This window comes from Vibrio atlanticus, from assembly GCF_024347315.1.
Classification (GTDB): Bacteria; Pseudomonadota; Gammaproteobacteria; order Enterobacterales; family Vibrionaceae; genus Vibrio; species Vibrio atlanticus.
In genome coordinates this window covers 931,984-956,081 of sequence record NZ_AP025461.1, presented here as the reverse complement: position 1 = coordinate 956,081, position 24,098 = coordinate 931,984, and the positions used below count along the sequence as shown (strand labels likewise).

The following is a 24,098-nucleotide window of genomic DNA, read 5'->3' as shown; positions in this document are numbered from 1 at the left end:
CAAAAACGATTGACTCAATGAATGCATTCAACACTTCGCTTTACCTCTCGGGCATACGTCTAAATAACATTTCAACAAAGCCCATAACCCGCTGTTTGCTTTCGCTCGGCTCTAAATCAGGTTGGATACCAGACTGCGCCAGTGCTTGCCACTGTATAACTTCCGAATTAGGAACAAAAAAAGCAATATACAAAGATCCTTTCTCGCTTACCTTTCCATCATCACTATAAAATGGCACACCTGTAGATAGCTGAATCGCATCAAAGATCGATTCATCGTTCAGTTCAGATTCTTCAGCTAATCCAAAACCCACTACGACATCACCAGCCCCGGATTTCAACTGATAACCTTTCAATGAAAGTTGTTCTTTAATCGCTTCGCGTACAAGATCAGTGACGACCGTCTTGTCATATTTTTCAGAAAGGTACACTTGCTCTGATTCGGGATGCCATGAGTACGTGACTACCCCATGCTTCATGAAATCAAAGTCACCACTGGTCACCACGCCATAATTGTGAGTTGGAGTCGTTTCATTGGTTGTACACGCTGTCAGTCCAATCGCTATCAAAGCCAACAACGCGACTTTATTTACGCCTTTTGTTGCACATATGAATCGTTTTATCATTCGCGGCTTCCTTTCCTATACAAGAATAATTATCAATTTGACCTTCAACATAAACAGTAATTATATTAATAGAAAGATCATTAAACGTTTGCGTAATCGCTAACCTTCACTTCTACTCATTTTGGGGGTTTAACCACAGAAATAGACTCGGTATAGTAAACTTAGTTAAACATAACCAAACCATTCGGGGCACGGAGCTTCCTCAATCATCTCATGAAGAGAAGAATTGGTACCGATAAAGCATCGGCAAATTTAAGAGGGTCACACAATGGAATTCAATATGGTTGAAATTTTAGGTTACGCGGCATCTATTATGGTCGCAATTTCATTAACAATGAAAGATATCGTGCGTCTGCGTGTCCTTAACTTTGTTGGCTGTACTCTATTCACAGCATACGGCGTTATGATTGATGCATGGCCAGTGGTTGCAACCAACGGTTTCATCGCTTGTGTGAACATCTACTTCCTTGCAAAAATGCAAAAGGAAAAAAAAAATGAAGCGATGAAAGCAGCAAAAGCTTAGATTAACGGCTAGCACTTTCAAACAATTCTAAAAAAGCCCAAATAGAACGTTCTATTTGGGCTTTTTCATGCTTATCAGTTTTAGAAAACTTCAATGACAGACAATACGATATTGACTCTCTCTGTATACCTGTGTGTTATTGCGTCCATTCTTTTTCGCTTGATAAAGTGCTTTGTCAGCTTGGTCTATCGTGCCTTCTATGTGGAACAGTGCATTTGCATAGCGACACCCAACACTGACCGTTACAGGTAACACTAACCCCTCAATTTTTTCGACGCTACGCCTAAGCTCTTCCGACAACTCGTACAATTGATATTCATTGCAATCAAAAGTCACAAAGATAAATTCCTCACCGCCATAGCGAGCAATTAGACGATTTTCATTTGCAAATTGCTTCAATACTTTTGCAACGGCACAGATCACTCTATCGCCTTCATTATGCCCGTGTAGATCGTTTACCGATTTAAAATGGTCAATATCTAGAAGAATGATACCAACACCTTTTAACGGATAAGGCGAACACTCTAAAATTCTCATCTTAACCTGAGAAATAAAGTCCCGCCGATTACTCAACCCCGTAAGATAATCTAAGCTAGCTACATCTAAGATCTTTAAATGACGGTGCCGCAGGTAAAGCACCAAAACGGCGATGATGCTAAGCAAACTTATAACCAAGGTCATCAAACTAACTAGCAATAAACTGTGGTTCTTATTGAGCTCTTGCTCCAAAACTCCAGCAGAAATGATCCAATTCAGATATGGGTAGAACTTATAGAAAATGTTTTTGTTTGTCGTACCGTTGTCATCTTAAATTGAGTAACTAAAATGCCCTTCAGGCTCAGCAACGACCTTATCGATGAGCAACTCTGATGAATAACCAATTAAGGCTTTCAAGTGTTCGTGTTCAAAATTGGGTCGGAGGACTAGCTCGCCTTGTAAATCAACGATATATACATAACCGCTATCGCCATATGAATACTTCCTTAGTTTATCTTTAAGCGCTTCGAGATCAACCAAGTACATGAGTTCATCTTTATAAGTGGTCGCCACCAATGTATTGCCACTCGGTAGCCTCACTGAATACGCGACCTTCGCACGCTTGCCGACTTCATGTGGATTAGCATGAGAATACTGAGTCATTCCAGACTTTGAGGTCAGTTGCGTTTGAATATGGATTAAATGCGCGCGATTTTGCCCTTGTAAAAACGGGTGATACAGGTGGACACCTTGTGGTGACATTAAATAGATATAACCTGACTCTCCAATCACTAATTCGTTAGCAATTCGGATGACTTCTTTAACTTCTTGTTCTTGAGTGACACCTAATGTGTGAGAAGCGACAGTATCAGTCACACCTTTGAGATAGGTTTTAATAGCTTCATTGACTGTGTTGTCTACAATGTCGTAGCTTGCGTTTACAATAGTACGGAAGAAGAATTGATTAGACTCTAAAAGTGATTCTTTGGTTCGGTTAAATTGAATAGCGGAGAGGACCAGAGATAGTAGGGCCAACACGATGGAAAAGTTGAGGATATACTTACGTCTTACTTTCAAAATTACCTCATAGCTTTTAAATTTTAGGTAACGCTAATGTTCTTATAAGCAGACTGTTTTATATCACATTTATCTATTTTACTGAACGATAGTCGATATTAATAGCGCCCTTCATGTGCAATCTGTGACTTATAGCAAAAACGCCGAACTGGATTCAGTTCGGCGTTTTGATTTTACGTTTAAATTGATAACTTAATTTATACTAACGTCCTGATAAATCGACTTAAAAGCATTCGCATTTATTACCTATTACTACGCTCTATTGTCTATAAATACATTGCTTAGCCTTAAATTAAGAGCACACTTTGGTCCAACTGCCGTCACTACCCGGCTCGGCACTTGTCCACCAGTTTGCTTGGTAAACACTACCGTTATGAACCACTTGGTCGCCCGTGTTTGCGTGGCTTGGGTTACCCGCCCAATCTTTCTGAGGTAAATCGGGATATACAGCTAAACCCGCAGTATCGCATGTACCTGGGTTGGTACCGCCATCACCAGGATTACCGCCACCAGTACTGATATCACCCAGTGGTAGATCCGGCTGCTCAAAGCTAAATGCATAATCGACACTATTCACATTCACTGTATAGTTTGCAGGGCCAGAAATTGGCAAGTAATAAACCATATCGAGTTCATACACACCACCAGCAGGAAGCTCTTTCCATGCAGGTAACGTAAACGCTACTCTGTGCATCGGACCATCTAGACCACCAATATTATTGGCACGAGTGTGACCAGAAGCAATAACGGATAAGCCACCACCCGATTGGTCTTTTGCGTTATCAGGTGCAGACACTGGGATATCGAACTGGAACTCAGTACCACCAGGAAGCGCTTGACCTGTATTGTTTTTAAACGTGATCTTAGGGTTAATTGGATAGTTTTGATCACCGACTTTGAAGCCACCTACAGAGACAGTAATATCTAATGCTTCCGTTGGGATAGCACCCGTTGCAACCTTGTTTCCATATGGAGTAGCTGACTTAAACTTATCGTAGATAGCTTTCGTCATAGTGTTACCCATGTGGAACTCACCGTTTCCGCTATTACACGCCTGTTCGGTTGTATCGATTGAAGTTCGGTTACCGTTCGCATCGAGTACGTAACAGTTGTAATCCCCTGCTAGTTCCCAGAACATGATGCCACCGATTTCTTTGTCGATAACGTAATCGGCTTTCACATCGATAGAATCTTTATCTTCCGTTGAAAGGAATACGCCCTTCTCTGCGTTCCACAACCAAGGAGCAACAGCCACGCTGTCATAGTTACGCGTGTAAGTCCCCGTTAGAACATCTGAAGGATCGTTAACAGGATCAAGCTTGTAAGCTGCTGCATAAGAACCCCAAATGCCTTTCTCTAAGTTCTTCGCATGCCACATTGGGTTTGAACCTGCACCCATTTCGTTGCCTTTCGGATCAGTATCGTGCCACATGTTATCGATACCAATTGCGCCATGGCCACAGTTGTTCTTCTCGCCTTCACCAGTACCTGCTGAGCATTCAGCTTGGTTTGGCAGTGCTGCTCGGCCCCAAAGACCATTCTCACCACCAGTTACACCTTGCCAACCACGTGTGTAGTAAGGCACACCGATGTTAATACGACCTGCTGGCATAGAACCACGGAAGTAGTGGTAGGCCCAATCCGTATTCAGATAACCGATACCGCCGTAAGCCGCTGTGCCGTATACGTTCCACTGTGCTAACTCTGAATCTTTACCTGTATCAAACAACGCAGCGTTATGACCTACGTGATCGTTCCACGCACCGTGAAGGTCATAAGACATGATGTTTACGTAATCGAGGTACTTGGTGACATCGAATGTTTCCATACCGCGCAGTAGGTAACCCGAAGAAGGCGCCGCGATCGTTAACATGTAGTGATTGCCGTCTTGCGCAGAGGCTACATCAAGCTTCTCACGCAACACTTTCATCAACACTTGGTAAGAAGCCCATAGGTATTGACGACGTGGTTCCATAAAGTCTTTATCGTACGGATTACCTGCGCCCGCCATTGACGTTGGGTATTCATAATCGATATCTAGACCATCGAACTGGTATTTACGAAGCATTTCAACCGCTGAAGTTGCGAATGTTTCGATACCTTGATGGTTAATAGAACCGTCAGCATTGGTCGTCATGGTATAGAAACCACCATCAGCCACTCGGCTACCATCAGTGGCAAAGTGGCCACCGGTCTCCGCCCAACCACCGATTGAGATTAAAGTCTTAACATCGTGTTTTTTCTTCGCTGTCGCTAATGCACCGAAGTGACCTTTGAAGCCTAATGCAGGGTCAACTTCCACGCCCGGCCACTCTTTACCAACCGCTGCGTTGTTCGGATCGTTCACATCACCCACGTTTACTTTGCCATCTGAGCCAATGCTCACGAAAGCGTAGTTAATGTGTGTGAGTTGTTCCCAAGGAATGTCATTAACCAAATAAGCGGCTTGTGGGTCATCCCCGGCACGCCAACTTGTGAAGTAACCAATAACACGACGTGGATGATCCGCGCCCATTTTCTCACGGCCTTCATCATCGTAAATCGTACAGTAAGGAACATCGACACCTTGAGTTTGATACAAGCCATCAGGTCGACATGTACTCACTGTTGTGCCGCCATTGACTGTCAAAGAAGTCAGTGCTGATTCAGCCGTTGCCCCTTGATTGTCTGTCGCTTTCGCGTAAACCGCTAGAGAGCCTGCTTGAGTGGTTGTGTAGTTAAGCGTGTATGGGCTTGTCGCAGCCGTTCCGACTAAAGAACCTGCCACATAAAAATCGACCTTATCAACCGTGCCATCGCTGTCTGTTGCTGTTGCGGTAAGCGTCACCACACCACCAACATCGACCGAAGATGCAGAAAGCGCAACCGAAACTGTCGGCGCTTCATTTCCAGGTGTAACTGAATCGACAGAAATAGAGACCGCGCTCGCTAAGCTAGCCGCGCCTTCATTGTCTGTAGCAACAACCGAAACCTGATGGCTACCAGACGTTGCAGCCCAAACCGCTTCGAAAGGTGCTGCTGTAACAACCGCGACTGAAGTTCCATCAATGAAGAATTCAACCGAAGTAACACTGCCGTCGGAATCTAGCGCCGTTGCACTCAACACCACGTTATCGCCTTCAGTGAACATGTCAGAGGCAGATGGAGTCGTTAACGAAGCCGTTGGTGCTTCATTTGGTGTACCTCCACCTCCATTGCCGCTACACACATCTAGCTTTTTCCACTGTGCGTAGTCACCTTCAAATTGACTTGGGTTGTTGTTCTGATTCCAGTAATTTGCTGAGTACGCGCTGCTGTCATGTGAAACTTGATCGCCGCCGGTGTAAACCGTGGCAGGATCCCACGCTTCTAACGTTGAGCAATCCACAGCCGCATAGCTATTGAAAGCCATTAAGCATGACGCAGTGAGAGTACTGAGTGTAAAAACCTTTTTGGCCACTCTTCCTTGATTTAGGTGCATGTTAGCAGTCCCTTAAGTTGTTGTTTTAAGATATTTAAAGTAAATGACACTTTTTTTGCCACTTAAATTCCTTCGCAAAACAACTGTAGGTAACAGTGCCAATTAAACACCTAAAATATTTATTATTTATAAAATGACTCGCATTAATTTGTTTATAGCATGCAATGATTCGACACTTATTTTGCACCAACAACTAATATTAATTTATTTCGGAAAGCTAAAAAAATAATGTCTCAAAAGTCAGAAATGTGATTTGAGTTTGAGAAAAATTCGTATCAAAACTAACCAAAAAGTAGGAGTTTATTGGCGATTTGGGATTATTTTATGAAATCGCCCACTTTTTGATTACAAATATGTTAGTATCAGCGGCTTTTTTGACGAGCCTCACATTTTTATCCAAATGTGGGAGAAATACATAGGCTTGAAAGAGCCAAATATAGCGAAGAAATAATGTCCAACTTGACGCAAGTCGCCAACGAAAACATCAACGCAGAATCTACTTCTATCGATTTCAATAGAGCTCAATCTTTGGGTGAAAAACTGGAACTCGGAAACCCAGTCTTTTGGCTGAGTGGCAGTTTCCTGACCCTCTTTGTCATCCTTGCTTTCACCAACACCTCCGTATTGTCCGAACTTGTCAACATCGGCTTTAGTTACTCAACTAAATGGTTCGGTGCTTTCTGGCAAGTCCTACTACTACTCAATTTCATTATCGGTTTAGTGCTTGCACTAAGTCGCACAGGCCATGTTCGTTTAGGGAAGCTTGCCCTACCAGAAATGACCACGTTTAAATGGATGTCTATCGTCCTATGTACACTCCTTGCGGGTGGTGGCGTGTTCTGGGCAGCTGCAGAGCCAATTGCTCACTTTGTTTCAGCTCCACCGCTGTATGGCAATGCAGACCCTCAAGCGATGGCATTCAATGCACTATCACAATCTTTCATGCACTGGGGTTTCCTTGCATGGGCTATCTTAGGTGGTCTCTCTTCGATTGTGCTTATGTACTTGCACTACGAAAAAGGCCTTCCTCTTAAGCCACGCACCCTGCTTTACCCAGTACTGGGCGACAAGGCAATCAGCAGTTGGATTGGTAACGTCGTTGATGCGTGCAGCATTGTGGCAGTAGCCGCAGGTACAATCGGCCCTATCGGCTTCCTTGGCCTACAGATCAGCTATGCGTTGAGCGAGCTGTTTGGAATTTCTGACAGCTTTGCTACCCAAAGCGTCGTTATTCTATTCGCTATTGCAATGTATACGCTGTCGGCATTAAGTGGTCTAAGTAAAGGCATCCAACTGGTAAGCCGTTACAACATCATCTTATCGGTGTGCCTAATCGTTTACATTCTCCTTGTTGGCCCAACCAGCTTTATCATTGATGGTTACCTACAAGGCATCGGTGAAATGGTCGACAACTTTATCCCAATGGCGCTATACCGCCAAGATACTGCGTGGCTAGGTGGCTGGACTGTATTCTTCTGGGGTTGGTTCTTAGGTTATGGCCCAATGATGGCGATCTTCATTGCTCGTATCTCACGTGGCCGAACTATTCGCCAAATGATCGTTTCTATCAGCATCGTTGCACCGCTTGTGACTTGTTTTTGGTTCAGCATTGTTGGTGGTAGTGGCTTAGCGTTTGAATTAGAGAACCCAGGCGTAATATCTAGCGCATTCGAAGGTTTCAACCTTCCAGCTGTACTACTAGCTATTACTTCGCAACTACCGTTCCCGACTCTGATTGCAATCCTGTTCCTTATCCTGACGACCACGTTCATCGTGACCACAGGTGACTCAATGACCTACACCATCAGTGTAGTAATGACTGGCACAACAGAACCTAACTCAGCAGTTAGAACATTCTGGGGCGTCATTATGGGGGCAGTGGCTATCGCGCTTATCTCAATGGGCTCTGGCGGCATCTCAGCTCTGCAGTCGTTCATTGTGATCACTGCCGTTCCTGTTTCGTTTATCTTGCTGCCATGTCTATGGCATGCACCGAAGATCGCGAAGCAGATGGCAAGAGATCAAGGTCTCGCTTAATACCTAATCCGATTTAGTTTCGGATAGCGTAGAACACTAAAAAGCCACTCAAGTGATTCACCTGAGTGGCTTTTTTTATCTGTTCGCTGTCGACTTTATTAATAGTTATGTCTACTAGCGCTTGTATCTACCGAGATTTCGGCTTATTGAAACTTTTCACCAGCAGCAACCATGAATGACATCTCAACCAATAGTTCAGGGTTAGCGAGTTCTGCTTTCACGCACGCACGGCTTGGCGCGCAACCTTCAGGGAACCACTCTTCCCACACTTCATTGAGTGCATCAAAGTTAGCGAAATCCGTTAGGTAAATAGTCACTGACAATACACGAGATTTATCGCTGTCTACCAAACTCATCATTTCTTCAGCTTGTTCGAAGATTTGCTGAACCTGACTCTTAATTCCTGCCGTTGTATCCGTCTCTGGTACTTCAACAAAGCTTGCAATACCGTTAAACACAGTCACATCAGACCAACGTTTGGTCGGGTTAATTCTATGGATTTTCACTGGTTATACTCTTCTTATAATTAGGGTGCACATCAGCGTAATCTAATCCAAATTCCTAACATTGAAAACAAAAATTAGAAAGCTCGTAGTACCTGCTAAACAGCACTATCGCTATTAGCGTAATCGAACGTAACAAACCTCAGAAGTCACTGTAAATTTTGAAATAGCCGTAAACCTAAAGATCTTCTTTAAGCAACATAAAACTATAAGCTGGCTAGAAGGACGCTGCCAGCTTCTAATGAGTAAGGCACTGATACTCACCTACTCAGGCTAGCACCTTACGATAATAATTAGCGTCTTGATTTTGCCCTTTGAATAACGCGTAATTCTCTACACGCTCAACTAAGCCAAAGCCAGCCTTAGATAAAATTTTGTTGGAGCCAACATTACCCACTAACGCATAGGCATCTACATATTTAAGGGAAGAATGCTCCGCCAAATAGATAAGTAACTTCCTCACCGCGTTAGACGCAATGCCTTTAGAACAAAAGAAGTGACTCACTCGATAGCCTAGCTCTCCTCGCTCTCCGTTTTCGTCAATGTCACGTACATTAATCCTACCGCAGATAATCCCTTGTTCATCTTTTATCAACATAGGAATCATCTCATCACTTTCATATTCCGCTAAAAAACTAGCAATCTGCTTCTCTACACCTGAAAGTGAATAAAAACTTTCTTCCCGTGGTGGTACAGACATCTCGAACCAATCTCTATTGTCTACTTCAAATTCCAAGAGCGCCCTAGCATCACTTGTTTGAAGTAAATGCAAAAATACATCCATACGAGTACTCCCAATGGTTATTTCGAAAGCCTTGCCTACGATTGAAATTCGAGTACCCAAATCTCTGAGTAAACGGTACGTCACTACTTATTTCAGAGTTAGCAGCTGAAAGTGAGGTTCTAGTGGGCATAGGAAGATATTTTTTAATAGAAGTGAATAGGGCGTGACATTTAAGCAACCCACCCCATCAATTATATACATACTTAACGACTACGGTTTACTCGATACTACCCAATTAGTTCCGTCAGTACTTTTTTCGTATACAGAAGTTTGATCTGACGATGTTATTCTTCGTGAATATGTCGTCGGAGATGCACGAAAGAGTGTTTTCCAATAGGTGATTTCTTTACTCTGATCATTAACTATCTTTGACCGTATGACCTTAGATGCGTCACCTAATTCATTACTAGAGTAATCTTTATATCTACCCATAATGTTTGTTTTGATATTTTCAGTATCTAAACTATTTAAATGACTTTTAACATTAACGACTGTCGATAATCCAAAGTCATCGCCTTTTCCAAAAGTATGCTCATTCCAGTCGACATAAGTACGATTTAATTGTTCTTTGATACTCTTGTTATATTTCCAAGTTGAAGTAGTTCTAGAGACTATTTTATTTGTTAGATCCAGAGATTGACAATTTACTAAGTTATGTATATTACCATCGTAGGCAATGTTAGATAGTACATTATCAAATTTATCATCTTTAATAATGATTTTCTCTGTGAATGTACACCCCGGACGGATGCTGCTATTAAAATTGTTAATACTAGCAATATCAAAAGTATTGTTGTAAACACCCCACTGAGTTGAAAGGTTAACCGATGTGGACTCAGACAACACTTCCACCTCTGTTAACAAATCATCGCTCATTTTTGTGGTTGTTTGCTTTGCTGATTGATTAGTACCTAGAGAAGAAATATAAACCTTTTTATACCAATTCCTAGCGCCGTTTTCATCTTTGAAGTAGTAATGAACTTGCACATAGCTATTGGGGTTGGTTTGTTGTAAATCTTTGGTATCTGTGAACGATTTCTTTAGACCTGTTACGATATTTTGGGCCTTTAAGGCAAGGTCACTATCTTCGGATGCAATAAAGTCACCATAAATTTTAGCCTCAGAAATATTATATGTGCGAATTGTTTCTGTAAGAGCATGCTCTAACGCTTGAGCCTGTTTAGTTTGTTTTTCTATATCGCTCATTAGATCCTGACACGTATAGTTACTTTTGCCATTACTGGTTTCTACTGTCGCCCATAACGATGAAGTTAAAGGGGTGATAAAACGGTTCTTGAAATCGATCTGTTCTTTAAATTCAGGGGGTAATACCATACGATAAGCATTTTTCACAGGCCCCAAATCTTCATCAATAGCACCAACAGGAACATCTACTATCGTTGGAGCATAACCAAGACATTTATCCTGGGTTTCATTTAGGTCAAGCTCATAACTACCACCTTTTGTAGTTAAAGCTCTAGGTTCAGTGTTTGCGTTATACTTACCATCATTATTTATATCTAGAAAAACGGTAGCGCCAACAATATAACCATCGATTACTTTTCCAGTAGCTTTTTTGTGAATTGTCGGGTTACTTCCACCATCACCGCCGCCACCACAAGCTGATAAGGCCAGAACGCCCAAAATTGGTATCAACATTTTCATTTTCATTTAAATGGCTCTCTATTATTTGTTGAGATTTAAAAATATTAAAATAGTAATACTCTTAAATTAGTTAACGAATTCTATGTTGTTTACATGCCTTCACATATTATTACCCATACATATATCAACCTGTTTTCACATTGCTAATTAACCTTCTTGGTTTGGAAAAATGAAAGCCTTGGAATAATATGTTAGACTTCTTTGGAAGTAGTCGTAGGTGTTGAGGATTTTCAACGCCTTCGACAATCAAGGTTACATCAATACGCTCAGATAGCTTAACCATAAACTTAAGTGTCTCATTGGCCACAATATCTTCCTGACATTTTTGTAGTAACGACTTATCTAGCTTAATAAAATCAAAATATTTTTCTGATAAAAGGTTAAAATTGGAGTAACCACATCCAAAATCATCAATAGCAAATCGAAAACCTGCCCCTTTAAGAGCAATTATATTTTCTTTAGCATAACTATGTAAAAGACCCTCACTATATTCAACTGTTTCAAATATTATCTTACTTCTTAACTCTGGAACTAATTTGGTTAATTCCATTACATCATCATAAAAGTCAACGATACTTAAATCTGCATGACTAATGTTAACACTGATATTAGGAAGTGTATCTTGAGTGTTTTTTGCGTATTCAATTATTTTTTTAAAAATTATAATGGTTAATGAGTAATGTAGGTGCGGCTCCGTTGCCAATAATGGCATAAATACACCAGGACCTCCGAACTCTGTGCGTTTCCACCTAAGCAATATTTCCCAAAGGTACTCTTTAGAAGTATTCATACTATAAACGACGGGTTGATAAAAAAGCTCGAACTGAGTCCCTCCCTTTTTTATATCGTGATGTAAAGCTTGGATTACCGAACGGGTTCTAACGTTTTTTTCATAGTCATTAATGTTATATATGTAGACACCATCAATAGATTGAAGTGACTTTTTAACACTGTAAGCCATTCTTCTAAACAACTGATTTTTATCTTGGGGTTTATCAAAATTAGACAGGATCATGCTAGCAATAGAATAATCAAAAGTTAGGGTTTTATCGCCTACTTTCTTTTCATGAGGCAAAGAGAATTGAATTTTTTGTTGCTGCTCAAGGATTTTTTTTTCTTCCCAGGGAGTATCGCTTTCAAATACAAGAACAATGTATTTGTCTTCAAACAAACCGATAACCCTTGGTGAAAGTGTCTCACTTAGGTAGTGATGTAATTCTGTTTTAACTATTCGACTAGTTTTTGAGTCGAAAAACTTATAGAAATCTGCAGATCTCCCAACACAGATTACATGCATGATCTTGTAGGTACTTCTGTTTGTTCTTAATAATTTTTCTTGAATATAGTTGATGTTAGGTAAATCTGTTTCTTCACAGAAAAAACGTTTGAGCCTTTGTTTATTTTGTTCTCGTTCAAGTCTTTGCTGAACAAAAGATAGCTTTTTTTTACCTTCCGACGACTTCAAATGAAATGATGTGCATATTATTAGTAATGTAATAAAAAACAGACAAAGTAAATTAACAGTAGACAACACGGCACCCCGAATAAAGTGATATGCATCGCATTTTGCGATGCAACGGAATGATTGTATTCTTACTTATGAGATTCACACAAATAAAAACAAATCTGACCACTTAATAGTCATCTACTTGAATTGAGTGTAATTGTGCACATTTATAAATATCACGCACGGAAACACTACTAACCGTATATTATACATACCGTAATATCCCGACAACTTCATAACATAATAGCCACCAAATTACGCCACAGTGCCATTTCAGGGGGTAATGATTGCATCGCTTTTTTTAGTATTTATTTGCGCTATAAAAAACTGACAGTGATCGCGATATTTAATGGGGAGGGATTGAAATCAGCAACTTTATCTGGGTTACATCACCACATACCCTTGATGAAACCAATCTGTTTGGAAGTGAAACAAACCATAAATGTAATCAAATGCACGCTAGAGAGTAAGTTAAGTCCTAACGCAAACACCTAATCCTAACCTCAACCATCTGAATAGATGGGAAATCTCCATTGAAAAGAGAGCAGGACATTTTGATGGATAAAACCAAATAAAAAGGAAGCTGTTCTGTATAATTAACTGAACAATAATTGATGATAGAGAAACTAACGAAGAGTCATAGTTCATAGCAACGTAAAGTCGTCAACAGCTAACGTTGTTGTAAGTATTAGCAGAATCATCCAGTACAAATCAGCACTGAGGTAGTAAAACTACATAAAGGCTGGTCAAGGCAAGCTGTAATGAATAGTTTAGTGTAATTACACTAAGTTACTGTCGAATGTGTAGTCGCTGGATATATTTGGCCAGTATTACTGTGAGTTTGCCAAATCATCGGTAGAAGATAACGCAATTAAGGTTACTATGCTTATCTCGATACCTCTGATTATTTTAGCTTTCACAACAATTCGGCTATTAGTATCCTGTAATAAGTTATCTCAATGGCCTGTACGCTTTCAAGTCAATAAAACAACCCAACCAACACGACTGACAACAGTACGCCGCCGATAAAACTCGGGCCGTGGAATGGTCTAGCTTTAGATTTAACGTACTCTTTCTGAAGTTCTTCTTGGTAAGTTTTAACGGCGAGTTCTTTTACGTAGTTATTTTGCATAATAAGCTCCTTCTTATTGGGTAAGAGAAGCTTAAGACTTGAAGTTAGGTTGAGGTAAAGAAAAATTTCACATTAATTGATTACTTCGGGATTGTTACTCTAGAATGACTCTGAACACATCATTGTTCACACCGCCAACATCCACTAATTCTCCCGGCTTCATAAGAAGTAAGGTGTTTAATTGGCGCTTTGAACGTGGTGCTCTATTTTCTCTGATCACTAAGATATCAACTAAGTAACCTGAGTTTTGCTTTGATAGTGAGCCCGAGAGAGTAACACTCTCTCTTCTATCGGCTAGAACCGAATTAAATGTTTTATCTTCTAACACACCCGCCGAGATCGACGTCTCACCATAAAAAAGCGTGATAGTTGTCGGATCAGGTGTTAGCTCTTGATTAGATGAACACCCCACTATCGCTAGGCACAACAATAAAATAACTCGAAATTGCATACACTTAATTTTCTTTCTCACATTCTAATTCTATTTTCGGTTCTTGGTACATCGCTTCTATGAACCCCAACTTAATTACCCAGAATCAAGTTTAAGCTTCTTCAATCTGGAACTGAATATGTACCTTCAAAATACTCGATACGCTCTAAAATCATTCTTAGCTTACACTCTTCGATTTGAACCCCGGCCCAAACAGAAGGCGTATACGCTTGACCAATAAATTCACAATCTGCGTCTCTGTATTTCAACCAAGCTTGTTGAGCTCTTCGGAAAGGTTCTTCTAGATCGATGTGAAACTCGATTTTTTGCAATTCGGCTTCTTCCTCGACTATTCGCATAATGGCTTCTTGGTATGTTTTATTGAGATCGATGTTTGCTACTTTCATTTTCTCTTCGACACACAGATAACCCGCAGTAACCCCTCCACCTTCAACGTTACAAGGGTCTTCATCATCAACAGCGAAACAAGATGTAGTAACTAACGCCAGTACAATTAATGACTTTTTCAAAAGCATCTCCAATACAGTTCAAAATCTGCGATATCTACTCGACAAGCAGTAGTTCGAATCACCAGTATTGATCATTTCTTCGGGCTCAGGCTAGCTAAACGTTTAACTAACTATTTCTAACGGTATGAGAGTGTTCAGCACAAGCCGACAATTTAAAGAAGGAGCAGATCAGATCATCACCGACAATCTGACCGCTTAGTTTGAAGTGGGTTTAATTATGTTTAAGCAATAACATCTTGTGGTGGTGTACCTTCGCAGTTGGAAACGACTGCATCAATTTGAATTAGAGCATTCATAGGAATCTCTGAAACCCCAACCACCGTTCTTGCCGGTAATTCAGCATTAAAGAATGTTGTGTAGACCTCGTTCACTGTATCAATGTCTGAAACATTTTTAAGCTGAATATTGATTTTCACTGTATCGTCCATACTATGATCAACACTTTCAATGATCGCCTTAATATTTTTCAAACATTGTTCAGCTTGCTCTTTTACACCACCAGCAACCACTTGATTTGTCTTCGGGTCTAAAGGTAATTGGCCTGAAATATGATTGTAGTGAGAGAAAGCAACGGTGTGCGAATAAGGCATGAATGGTGCAGCAACAGTATTATTAGCTTCAATAACCAGTAAGCGAGTGTCTTCTGGTAATTGTGGCGGTGTACCGTCACCATGTGAAACGGATGTATCAATTTGAATTAAAGCGCCCATTGGTAGTTCAGCGGCGTTAACAACGGTACGAGCAGGAACGTAGCTTGGGAAGAATTTAGCACATACTTCATTTACCACTTCCGCATCTGCGATATTTTTCACGTAGATAGTCGTTTTAACCACATCATTCATGACATGACCGATACTCTCTAGAACCGCTTTAATGTTTGATAGACATTGTGCCGTTTGCTCTGTGATACCACCTGAAACCAACTCACCTGTATTTACATCGATAGGCAATTGAGCCGAAAGGTTGTTGTAGTGAGAAAAAGCCGCAGTCTGCGTCGATACAGTTCTTTGAGGCGCGTTATCTGTATTTCTTGATACCTTAACTAGCGCGCAAGGTGCTTGTGGTTTAGTGCCTTCGCCGTTTGAAATAAGCGCATCCATTTGAACTAAAGCGTCACTGTTCGGTAGCGCAGCTACGCCCACGACTGTGCGTGTAGGGAGGCTGTTTTGGAAGAAGCTTTTGTAAACTTCATCAATAGCATCGATATCAGAAATATTCTTAACGAAAACATTAATCTTCACAACATCATCCATAACATGGTCGATGCTTTCAACAATGGCCTTAATATTATTTAAGCATTGTGCTGCTTGGTCTTTAATATCACCAATCACTACTTCACCTGTTTTAGGGTCAACAGGTAATTGAGCTGAAAAGTTATTATAATGAGAAAAAGCGACCGTTTGTGTAGATACAGAATTAATTGGTGCATTTTCAGTATTTCTTGAAATTTTAATGATATCGCTACTCATCGGAATTATCCTTTTAATAATATAGGAATACGTATTTATATTTAACAATCGTATTGGAAAGAATGATTAAAGTAGCGCCATGTTAAGTGAATTATTTTGGGGTAAACGTGATATACATCAGACTCTCAGTTGACTATAAATCAGCAGGTTACAGAATAATTAGTCATCAAACGACTAATTATCCGTCCCACTAGGCTTTATCAACTGCTAAATTCTCTTTAATTTTAAGTCTATTCAATAATCCTGAATACTCACTCTGAGAATACGATGAGTAATTTCCAAAATTTAGATGATATTTGATAGGTTGTTCACACTAAAACTCCGTTACTAGCTAGGTTAGTAACTTTACCTCTTATACCCATGCATAAATTCTTAGGCTATTTAATTAATTATTTTTGAGAGCTTATTTTATATAAGTACGTTAATAATATATTCGAGAATCAAATACCTACAATCTGACAATGCCTATGATTAGATACATTTACTCATATAATTCAACAAATATGAGACTCAGGGGCATGACATGAGAAGTATGGTGTTCAACCAAGAAATGGTACTTTCAGGAATCACGATGGCGTCAACGATGAGCAATCGACACCATAGCTTTTGGCACCATAGCTCTCAACAGATAGTTTCGTTGAAAGAAGAACTAAGCCGCTCTCGGAGTGGTATTGAAGTGGCGCTTAAATTCGCGACTGAACTGGGATGGGCTGGAGTAGCCGACTCGGCGTGCAGCATCGCTTATGCGCAGGCCTTCTAGCTGAATCAGTTCTTTGGCTTTGTTGAGTCTTACCTTCTTCAAATATTGAAGAGGTGATTCAAAGGTGACATTACGGAATGCATTGTGGAAGGCAGACACGCTCATGTTTGCTTCGTCGGCAAGCGATTGGACAGTAATGGTTTGGTCGTATTCTTCATGCACTTTAGATAGTGCTTTAGCGACACGAGCGTAATGACCGTCATGATGAGCCAAATCAAACAGCACTCGCCCTTCTGAACCGGTTAAGGCACGGTAGACAATTTCGCTGACCATAGCATCACCCAATATGTTGGCTTCGATGTCGCAATGCAGCATTTTGACCAATCGAGTAAAGCTCTCCAGCATTTGCTCTTCCATTGGCGTCGACTCTAAGCCGCTCGAATTCTGCTTGTGCTTGTTGCAGTAGCTCTCTAGAAAGCCTTGGTCTTCTAACTTTTTTACCAAGCTATGCAAGCGCTGAGAGTCAATACTGATCGACAAACCAAGCAATGGTTCGCCATTTACAGGCAAGGCTTCGCACTCCAATGGCATTGGCACGCCTACCACAAGGTAATCACCAGCCGCGTAAGTAACGGGTCTGTCGCCAATATAGATGTTCTTTTTACCCTGCCCTAGCATGATAATACCCGACTGGTAAGTGAATGGCTGACGCTGATTCCCGCCACTGCTTCTATACAACCACACACCGCCAATTTCAGTTTCTCTGATCCCTTCGAGATCATCCCAACCTTTGTGTTCTACATAAGACTGTAACAACTGCGCGAGTGTTTTCATAAGTGGCGACTTTCCATTCCAAGTGCTAAGAGTAAGTAAGCTAAAGCGGAGAAAGAATATCAAGTTTGTAGAAATAGGCAATTTATTTGGAGGATCAGCTCTTCATCACCCTAGATTACTGTACTAATATGCAAATATAGAAATTGAGCAATCAAATAAAATAACAAATTGAGCTTTACACAAGGAATCTCTAATGCAATTCACTTATGTTAACCCTACAGTTATCCACTTCGGCCAAGGCCAAATCAACGCTATCAGCCAAGCGGTTGATACATCGAAGAAAGTATTAGTCATCTACGGTGGCGGTTCAATCAAAAGCAATGGTGTTTACGACCAAGTTGTCGAATCTCTAAAGGATCACGCTTGGATTGAGTTCGCTGGTGTTGAAGCTAACCCAACGAAAGAGACACTAGATAAAGCCGTCGCTCTTGTTAAAGAAGAAAACGTAGAGTTCATTATCGCTGTTGGCGGTGGTTCAGTAATCGACGGTTCTAAGTACGTTGCTGCGGCGGCTAAATACGACGGCGACGGTTGGGATATCCTAGCGGGTAAACACCAAGTAACAGAAGCGACACCAATTGGTGCGGTACTGACACTTCCTGCGACAGGTTCTGAATCTAACATGGGTGCGGTAATCACTCGTAAAGAGACTCAAGAGAAACTGGCATTCATGAACCCTGCGGTACAGCCGAAGTTTGCGGTTATGGACCCAGATGTAATGAAGTCTCTGCCAGAGCGCCAACTGATCAACGGCTTAGTTGATGCATGGGTTCACGTATGTGAGCAATACATCACAATGCCAACAGACGCGATGGTTCAAGACGGTTACGCAGAAACACTGCTTAAGAACCTACTTGTACTGGGTAAGCAATACGACGAGCGTGACAACGACGCATGGCGTGCAAACCTAATGTGGACTGCAAACCAAGCGCTTAACGGCCTGATTGGTACTGGCGTTCCTCAAGATTGGGCAACACATATGATTGGCCACGAATTCACAGCACTATGGCACGTAGACCACGCACGTTCTCTTGCGATTGTTCAACCTTCACTACTTCGTAATCAAATCGAAGCGAAGCGTGGCAAGCTAGAGCAAATGGGTCGCAACGTATTTGGCCTAGAAGCGGGTGCTGATTTAGCCGAGCGCACTATTGCTGCAATCGAAGCCTTCTACCACAGCCTAGACGTTGCAACTATGTTCGACGGTTACGAAGCAACTAAAGCGGCAGCAATCGACAACGTTGTTGCTCAACTTGAATCACACGGTTACCTGCAACTTGGCGAAAACCAAGCAATCACGCCAGAGAAAACGCGTGAGATTTTAGAGTCTGCGATTCACTAAGAATTGCTAAAGTAGAGAGAAAGCAAAGACAATGCTCACACAAAGATGATTTTTTACATCTGACTGAACCCATTACTTATTTCTTTCGTACAAACAAAGCAGCGTTCATTTTGGGCGCTGCTTTTTAATTTGCCCTACAAGATGCTATTAAATTCTCATAAGTCCTTAATTTAATGTGCAATCATATTTCTATATTGTTAAGGTAAACCTGTCTCTTTATTAGGTATGAACAACGATTTGAACAATCTCAAGGAAATGGTTAAGTTTAAGTCACTTAACAAGTGGTATGGTGATTTTCATGCCCTAAAGGATATCGATTTAAAGATTGAACAAGGAGAGATACTGGTGATTTGCGGGCCATCAGGTTCGGGTAAATCAACTTTAATCCGTTGTATCAATCAGCTAGAACCTTTCGAAAGTGGCGAGCTTTGCGTGTTAGAACAAGTACTTCCGAGTAAATTCAACACACCTGGCCAAGTCGGAATGGTGTTTCAGCATTTTCATTTATTCCCCCATCTTACCGTGCTTGAAAACCTGACTCTGTCTCCAATACGTACGCTGAAAAAAAGCAAACGAGAAGCCGAGAAGCTTGCAATGCACTATCTCGAGCGCGTACACATCGCTGAACAAGCCAACAAATACCCAGTACAACTTTCTGGCGGTCAGCAACAACGTGTAGCTATCGCCCGTTCGCTGTGCATGAAGCCTGAATTACTGCTTTTTGATGAACCGACTTCAGCGCTTGATCCGGAGATGATCAACGAAGTGCTCGACGTGATGGTTGAACTGGCGAGCGAAGGTATCACCATGGTGTGTGTGACCCACGAAATGGGCTTTGCGAAACAAGTGGCCGACCGCGTTATCTTCATGGATGAAGGACAAATTGTGGAATCGAATACGCCACAAGCGCTCTTTGAAAACCCTCAACATGAACGTACTCAAGCGTTCCTAAATCAGATCCTGACTTATTGATGTTGATTCGAATTATTAAACCCGCCCTATCTGCTTTGGTACAGATTGTTGTACTGGTGGCTGCTGTTGTTTGGATTCTCGACTCTGGCGCACAAACCATGGGATACAGCTGGCAATGGGAGCGTGTGCCGGACTATATTGCTTTCTATGAAGATGGTGAATGGTGGCCTGCAGAATTAGTTGAAGGGCTGCTGGTTACCATCAATATTTCTCTGATTTCTTTGGTCGCGACGCTGATTATTGGCTTAACGACAGCGCTATTGAGAAACTCAAATTCTGTAGTTGGACGCACCTTAGCCACCAGCTATGTTGAGTTGATTCGTAATACGCCGTTATTAGTACAAATTTATTTGCTCTATTTTGTGTTTGGCCCCGTATTAGGGCTGGATCGCTTTAGCACAGCCGTTTTAGCCTTGGCACTTTTCCAAGGCGCTTACACCGCCGAGATATTTCGTGCCGGTTTAAATGGTATTGCGAGAGGACAATTTGAAGCAGCTCAATCCTTGGGTTTGTCAAAGACCTATACTTACTGGGATGTGATTCTTCCTCAGGTGGTGCAACGCACCTTGCCGCCTTTGACCAATGAAGTAATCTCTCTTATTAAAAACTCTTCGATTGTGAGTGTCATGGCTATCTTTGACCTAACAACCGAAGCCAGAAACATCGTTTCTGAAACCGCGATGCCATTCGAGATTTGGTTCTCTGTGGCGATCATTTATCTTGCTCTCACACTTTCACTTTCTGCCGTTGCTGCTTGGCTTGAGCATAAGCTCGGATCTAACTGGCGAACACAATAAGGATTTATCAGCATGAAGCTATTTAAAACCGCGATTACAGCCCTACTTGCGCTTGCCGTAAGTTTGCCTGCACTTGCTTCTGAAACGCCTAACCTCGATAAAATCAACGAACGTGGCTCACTGCGCGTTGGTATGTCGACATTTGTTCCTTGGGCGATGCGTAACAAACAAGGAGATCTCGTTGGCTTTGAAATCGACGTGGCGAAACGCCTTGCCGAAGATTCTGGTTGGAAAGTCGAATTTGTACCGACAGCATGGGACGGCATTATCCCTTCTTTATTATCGAAAAAATTTGATGTGATCATCGGCGGTATGTCTATCACTGAAGCGCGAGCTAAAAGCGTACTGTTCACTGAACCTTACTCGCACTCTGGCGTTCAACTGGCGGCTAATAAAGAGCTAGCGGAAGGTTTTACTCAAATCTCTGATTTTGATTCTCGTCGCGTAAAAATTGCTGCACGCCGTGGCGCTTTCACTGTTCAAGTGGCTCGTGAAACCTTCCCGAAAGCAAAAGTACTTCAGTTCGATGACGATGCTCAAGCATTCCAAGAAGTGTTGAACGGCAACGCACACGCGGTTATTGCGTCTAGCCCAAAACCAGAACACGAAACGATCAAAAACGCAGACACGCTATTTATTCCATTTGAAGAGCGTCTATCAAAAGGTAACGAAGCATTTGCAGTTCGCCTAGGTGAAGCTGACAAGGCAGAATTCTTCAACGAATGGATCAAAGCACGTACTGAAGACGGTTGGTTGAAAGAGCGTTACGAGTACTGGTTCTCTACTTTAGATTGGCAAGACCAGATTGCTCAAGGTCAGTAATCTGAAGTTGAGCTCACTTTTTAATATGAGCTAATCTGTCGAATCTAAATCAAGGCAGTGCACTGTTTGCACTGCCTTCTCATCGACGATTTAAGTAGCCTTTTTAAGTCGCTTTATTTGATTCGTTTTAGATCCAAGCAACAACCCAATAATAATTAATGTTTAAACAGGAATGACGTGAGTAGTACTAGCGCATTAACAACACCTAAGCCCAACGTTCATATGAAGCCTTGGTATCAACGCATTACTCTTTTAGATGGCGTGTTACTCGCTGTCATTTGTGTGTTTGCAGGCTGGCTTTATTATCGTTCTGCTGTTGGTATCAACTACCAGTGGCGCTGGGAAGATGCGTTTACCCTAATTTTCATTCCACCTTCTCAAGGCAGTATCCCCTACTTTTTTCAAGGTTTGATCGCTACACTGCGCTTGAGTGTCTGGAGCATGGTGTTAGCTCTTTCTTTTGGGACATTACTCGGTGTTGCAAGGCACTCCAAGATTGCTTTCTTCAGAACGCCTGCACTGATTTTTATCCAGTTGGTTCGAAATATTCCGCCACTGGTGTTTGTCTTCATCTTCTATTTCTTCGTTTCTAACCAACTGATTCCATTACTTGGTTTAGAAAGTATCTTACGTGAACATAATGGCGAGATTAACGCTGTTCAAGGTTTCCTGTTCGGCCCAGCTAACCTTTGGGAAAACTTAGCGTCTGGTGTTATTTGTATTGGTTTGCTCTCTTCGGCTTATATTGCGGAAGTGATTCGAGCGGGTTTAGAAGGTATTCCTAAAGGCCAATGGGAAGCGGCCGATTCACTTGGCTTGTCTGCATTGTCTAAGTATCGATTTGTGGTTGGCCCACAAGTATTAACTGCCATCACCCCACCATTGGCTGGCCAAGCAATCTCCTTGGTTAAAGACACGTCGATTGTTTCTCTGATTTCCATCCAAGAGATGACGTTTGTTGGAACTGAAATGGCAAACTCGTCAGGTTTGATCTTCGAGATCTGGCTGATTGTAGGCTTCGTATATTTTGCTTTATGCTTTGCGCTTTCGCGTCTGTTCAAAGTGATAGAGCAACGCTCTAGTGTTTACCTTAACCATCAGTAACGTCATTAATTAATAGTACCGACTCGCCCGACCATTCATTGCCCTTATCAAGTTCACCTGGTTGGCTTAAGCTATTGACCAATCGGGATTTATCCCTTCATATTTCTTCTTAGAAACACAGCAAAAAACTCGTCTAATCACTATACTTAACGTATCGAACTACGTTGATTCTTCTCAAGGACATCACTCAACATGGACAATCATAAAGAAAGAGCTTTTTACGCCGTTGTCGGCGCATTGGTTGGAGACGCCGCTTCCATGGGGTTGCACTGGCTGTATGACCAAGAGAGGATCTTACACGTGGCTGGTTTCGAGCCAGAATTTCGCTCACCGAATCAGTTCGATTATCAAGACAAGGGCTACTTTGCGCACCAAGGAAAAACCGCTGGCGACCAATCGCAATACGGAGCTCAGTTATTGGCGATGGTCGAAAGCTTAGTCGACAACCAAAAATACGATGAAGCGAGCTATATTCAACATTTCCGCAAGTGGTTTGATTTCGGTGGTAGTTGGCAAGGCTACATTGATAAAGCCACTCGTATTAGCTTGCTGAACATCCATCAATTGGAATTGGCAAACGCCCCGATTACGGCCTGTGGCGCAGATGACACGCAGCTCCCCGCAGTCTCAAAGATCATTCCATTGGTGGCGTGTACTTACACCTCTCATACTTTACCAGCAATGGTCGAGAGCGCAGTTCGAGTGACCAACAACAACGACAAGGCCGTGGAATGGGCGCAAGCCATCACCCTGCTGGTTCAAGCGGCGATTCAAGGCAACTCGCCATTGCAGTCGGTAGAAATGGTGCGACAAACCTGTAGCAAGTTTGTACACGACCAAATCAACATGGCTTTGGCTGATCCCGAACTTTCAATAACAGATGCCGCGAAGAAGTTCGGATTGCATTGTGAACTGAGTGCCGCATTTCCCTTGCTAATTCGCATCATTGCGGGTGCTCAGAGCTATAAACAAGGTATTCGAGACAATATCTTATGTGGCGGTGACAGCTGCGGGCGTGCGATTGTGATTGGCGCGGTATTAGCGGCGTGTTTCTACGAAGAAGATGGTGGAATTCCAACCGAATGGCTAAAACAAGTCGAACTCAATGGTGGCGTGCTGTCTTTGCCTATTGAGTGATTCAAACAATAATAAATAAAACTAAAGCGCCTCTCGGCTTCTTGCTTAAGAGCTCGAAAGACGCTTTTCTTTTCACTAGCCACCTAAAGTAATCAAATAAAAGAATGCTTTAAACGACTGACTTAAAGGAATAGCTTCAGTTTTGGGCGCTAAACTTTGCGGATCCCTACG

Annotated in this window: 19 protein-coding genes and 1 pseudogene; 8 read left to right on the top strand and 12 right to left on the bottom strand. The window is 41.9% G+C overall.

Annotated features, from left to right (window positions below; all coding sequences use genetic code 11):
- Positions 1–40 precede the first annotated feature (40 nt).
- Positions 41–625, bottom strand: coding sequence for a DUF4136 domain-containing protein (locus tag OCV30_RS19900; RefSeq protein WP_009845499.1), 585 nt, complete (start codon positions 623–625; stop codon positions 41–43).
- A 268-nt stretch (positions 626–893) separates the two neighbouring features.
- Between OCV30_RS19900 and OCV30_RS19895 the strand changes: the two genes are divergently transcribed.
- Positions 894–1,148 carry a YgjV family protein gene (locus OCV30_RS19895; protein WP_009845500.1) on the top strand — a complete coding sequence of 85 codons (255 nt, stop codon included), beginning with the start codon at positions 894–896 and terminating at the stop codon, positions 1,146–1,148.
- A gap of 90 nt (positions 1,149–1,238) precedes the next feature.
- Here the strand turns inward: OCV30_RS19895 and OCV30_RS19890 are convergent.
- Positions 1,239–2,702 (bottom strand): annotated as a pseudogene (locus OCV30_RS19890) (sensor domain-containing diguanylate cyclase).
- 292 nt (positions 2,703–2,994) lie between these two features.
- Positions 2,995–6,162, bottom strand: a complete 3,168-nt coding sequence (locus OCV30_RS19885; protein WP_065679978.1) for a chitinase C-terminal domain-containing protein — start codon at positions 6,160–6,162, stop codon at positions 2,995–2,997.
- A gap of 450 nt (positions 6,163–6,612) precedes the next feature.
- Between OCV30_RS19885 and OCV30_RS19880 the strand changes: the two genes are divergently transcribed.
- Positions 6,613–8,199, top strand: a complete 1,587-nt coding sequence (locus tag OCV30_RS19880) for a BCCT family transporter (RefSeq protein WP_065679977.1) — start codon at positions 6,613–6,615, stop codon at positions 8,197–8,199.
- Between the two features lie 143 nt (positions 8,200–8,342).
- Here the strand turns inward: OCV30_RS19880 and OCV30_RS19875 are convergent, their stop codons facing one another.
- The 9 genes from OCV30_RS19875 to OCV30_RS19835 all read right to left on the bottom strand — a co-directional run bounded on the left by OCV30_RS19875 (position 8,343) and on the right by OCV30_RS19835 (position 17,753).
- On the bottom strand, positions 8,343–8,705 hold the full coding sequence (locus tag OCV30_RS19875; protein WP_009845504.1) for a RidA family protein: 363 nt from the start codon (positions 8,703–8,705) through the stop codon (positions 8,343–8,345).
- Positions 8,706–8,970: 265 nt separating this feature from the next.
- A complete protein-coding gene (locus OCV30_RS19870) occupies positions 8,971–9,486 on the bottom strand; it encodes a GNAT family N-acetyltransferase (protein WP_065679976.1) in 516 nt (171 codons plus the stop codon).
- Positions 9,487–9,696: 210 nt separating this feature from the next.
- Positions 9,697–11,157, bottom strand: a complete 1,461-nt coding sequence (locus tag OCV30_RS19865) for a hypothetical protein (protein WP_244499057.1) — start codon at positions 11,155–11,157, stop codon at positions 9,697–9,699.
- A 118-nt stretch (positions 11,158–11,275) separates the two neighbouring features.
- The gene (locus tag OCV30_RS19860; protein ID WP_083994630.1) at positions 11,276–12,685 is read right to left on the bottom strand and encodes an EAL domain-containing protein; all 1,410 of its coding nucleotides are present in this window, start codon (positions 12,683–12,685) and stop codon (positions 11,276–11,278) included.
- Between the two features lie 952 nt (positions 12,686–13,637).
- Positions 13,638–13,790: a hypothetical protein gene (locus OCV30_RS19855; RefSeq protein WP_017099010.1), complete on the bottom strand. Its 153-nt coding sequence runs from the start codon at positions 13,788–13,790 to the stop codon at positions 13,638–13,640.
- Positions 13,791–13,884: 94 nt separating this feature from the next.
- The gene (locus OCV30_RS19850) at positions 13,885–14,241 is read right to left on the bottom strand and encodes a hypothetical protein (protein ID WP_017101361.1); all 357 of its coding nucleotides are present in this window, start codon (positions 14,239–14,241) and stop codon (positions 13,885–13,887) included.
- A 101-nt stretch (positions 14,242–14,342) separates the two neighbouring features.
- Positions 14,343–14,756: a lysozyme inhibitor LprI family protein gene (locus OCV30_RS19845; protein WP_065679975.1), complete on the bottom strand. Its 414-nt coding sequence runs from the start codon at positions 14,754–14,756 to the stop codon at positions 14,343–14,345.
- A gap of 215 nt (positions 14,757–14,971) precedes the next feature.
- Positions 14,972–16,219: a RidA family protein gene (locus tag OCV30_RS19840; RefSeq protein WP_065679974.1), complete on the bottom strand. Its 1,248-nt coding sequence runs from the start codon at positions 16,217–16,219 to the stop codon at positions 14,972–14,974.
- Between the two features lie 649 nt (positions 16,220–16,868).
- Positions 16,869–17,753, bottom strand: coding sequence for an AraC family transcriptional regulator (locus OCV30_RS19835; RefSeq protein WP_065679973.1), 885 nt, complete (start codon positions 17,751–17,753; stop codon positions 16,869–16,871).
- Between the two features lie 193 nt (positions 17,754–17,946).
- On the opposite strand from OCV30_RS19835, the gene OCV30_RS19830 reads away from it, so the two are divergent.
- The 6 genes from OCV30_RS19830 (at position 17,947) to OCV30_RS19805 (ending at position 23,927) form a co-directional block, all read left to right on the top strand.
- Complete coding sequence (locus OCV30_RS19830) at positions 17,947–19,095, top strand: iron-containing alcohol dehydrogenase (protein WP_065679972.1); 1,149 nt, start codon at positions 17,947–17,949, stop codon at positions 19,093–19,095.
- Positions 19,096–19,320: 225 nt separating this feature from the next.
- Positions 19,321–20,067: an amino acid ABC transporter ATP-binding protein gene (locus OCV30_RS19825; RefSeq protein ID WP_012600470.1), complete on the top strand. Its 747-nt coding sequence runs from the start codon at positions 19,321–19,323 to the stop codon at positions 20,065–20,067.
- Entirely contained in the window at positions 20,067–20,864 is a 798-nt protein-coding gene (locus OCV30_RS19820) for an amino acid ABC transporter permease (protein WP_065679971.1), read from the top strand. The genes OCV30_RS19825 and OCV30_RS19820 overlap by 1 nt, the downstream gene beginning before the upstream one ends.
- Positions 20,865–20,876: 12 nt before the next feature.
- Positions 20,877–21,686 carry a transporter substrate-binding domain-containing protein gene (locus OCV30_RS19815; RefSeq protein WP_065679970.1) on the top strand — a complete coding sequence of 270 codons (810 nt, stop codon included), beginning with the start codon at positions 20,877–20,879 and terminating at the stop codon, positions 21,684–21,686.
- A gap of 177 nt (positions 21,687–21,863) precedes the next feature.
- The gene (locus OCV30_RS19810) at positions 21,864–22,790 is read left to right on the top strand and encodes an amino acid ABC transporter permease (RefSeq protein WP_065679969.1); all 927 of its coding nucleotides are present in this window, start codon (positions 21,864–21,866) and stop codon (positions 22,788–22,790) included.
- 192 nt (positions 22,791–22,982) lie between these two features.
- Positions 22,983–23,927, top strand: coding sequence for an ADP-ribosylglycohydrolase family protein (locus OCV30_RS19805; protein WP_065679968.1), 945 nt, complete (start codon positions 22,983–22,985; stop codon positions 23,925–23,927).
- Positions 23,928–24,098 lie beyond the last annotated feature (171 nt).

Coding starts and splice junctions, on each gene's coding strand:
- OCV30_RS19900 (WP_009845499.1), bottom strand. CDS start 625: ATGATAAAACGATTCATATGTGCAACAAAAGGCGTAAATAAAGTCGCG.
- OCV30_RS19895 (WP_009845500.1), top strand. CDS start 894: ATGGAATTCAATATGGTTGAAATTTTAGGTTACGCGGCATCTATTATG.
- OCV30_RS19885 (WP_065679978.1), bottom strand. CDS start 6,162: ATGCACCTAAATCAAGGAAGAGTGGCCAAAAAGGTTTTTACACTCAGT.
- OCV30_RS19880 (WP_065679977.1), top strand. CDS start 6,613: ATGTCCAACTTGACGCAAGTCGCCAACGAAAACATCAACGCAGAATCT.
- OCV30_RS19870 (WP_065679976.1), bottom strand. CDS start 9,486: ATGGATGTATTTTTGCATTTACTTCAAACAAGTGATGCTAGGGCGCTC.
- OCV30_RS19865 (WP_244499057.1), bottom strand. CDS start 11,157: ATGAAAATGAAAATGTTGATACCAATTTTGGGCGTTCTGGCCTTATCA.
- OCV30_RS19855 (WP_017099010.1), bottom strand. CDS start 13,790: ATGCAAAATAACTACGTAAAAGAACTCGCCGTTAAAACTTACCAAGAA.
- OCV30_RS19850 (WP_017101361.1), bottom strand. CDS start 14,241: ATGCAATTTCGAGTTATTTTATTGTTGTGCCTAGCGATAGTGGGGTGT.
- OCV30_RS19845 (WP_065679975.1), bottom strand. CDS start 14,756: ATGCTTTTGAAAAAGTCATTAATTGTACTGGCGTTAGTTACTACATCT.
- OCV30_RS19840 (WP_065679974.1), bottom strand. CDS start 16,219: ATGAGTAGCGATATCATTAAAATTTCAAGAAATACTGAAAATGCACCA.
- OCV30_RS19835 (WP_065679973.1), bottom strand. CDS start 17,753: ATGAAAACACTCGCGCAGTTGTTACAGTCTTATGTAGAACACAAAGGT.
- OCV30_RS19830 (WP_065679972.1), top strand. CDS start 17,947: ATGCAATTCACTTATGTTAACCCTACAGTTATCCACTTCGGCCAAGGC.
- OCV30_RS19825 (WP_012600470.1), top strand. CDS start 19,321: ATGAACAACGATTTGAACAATCTCAAGGAAATGGTTAAGTTTAAGTCA.
- OCV30_RS19820 (WP_065679971.1), top strand. CDS start 20,067: ATGTTGATTCGAATTATTAAACCCGCCCTATCTGCTTTGGTACAGATT.
- OCV30_RS19815 (WP_065679970.1), top strand. CDS start 20,877: ATGAAGCTATTTAAAACCGCGATTACAGCCCTACTTGCGCTTGCCGTA.
- OCV30_RS19805 (WP_065679968.1), top strand. CDS start 22,983: ATGGACAATCATAAAGAAAGAGCTTTTTACGCCGTTGTCGGCGCATTG.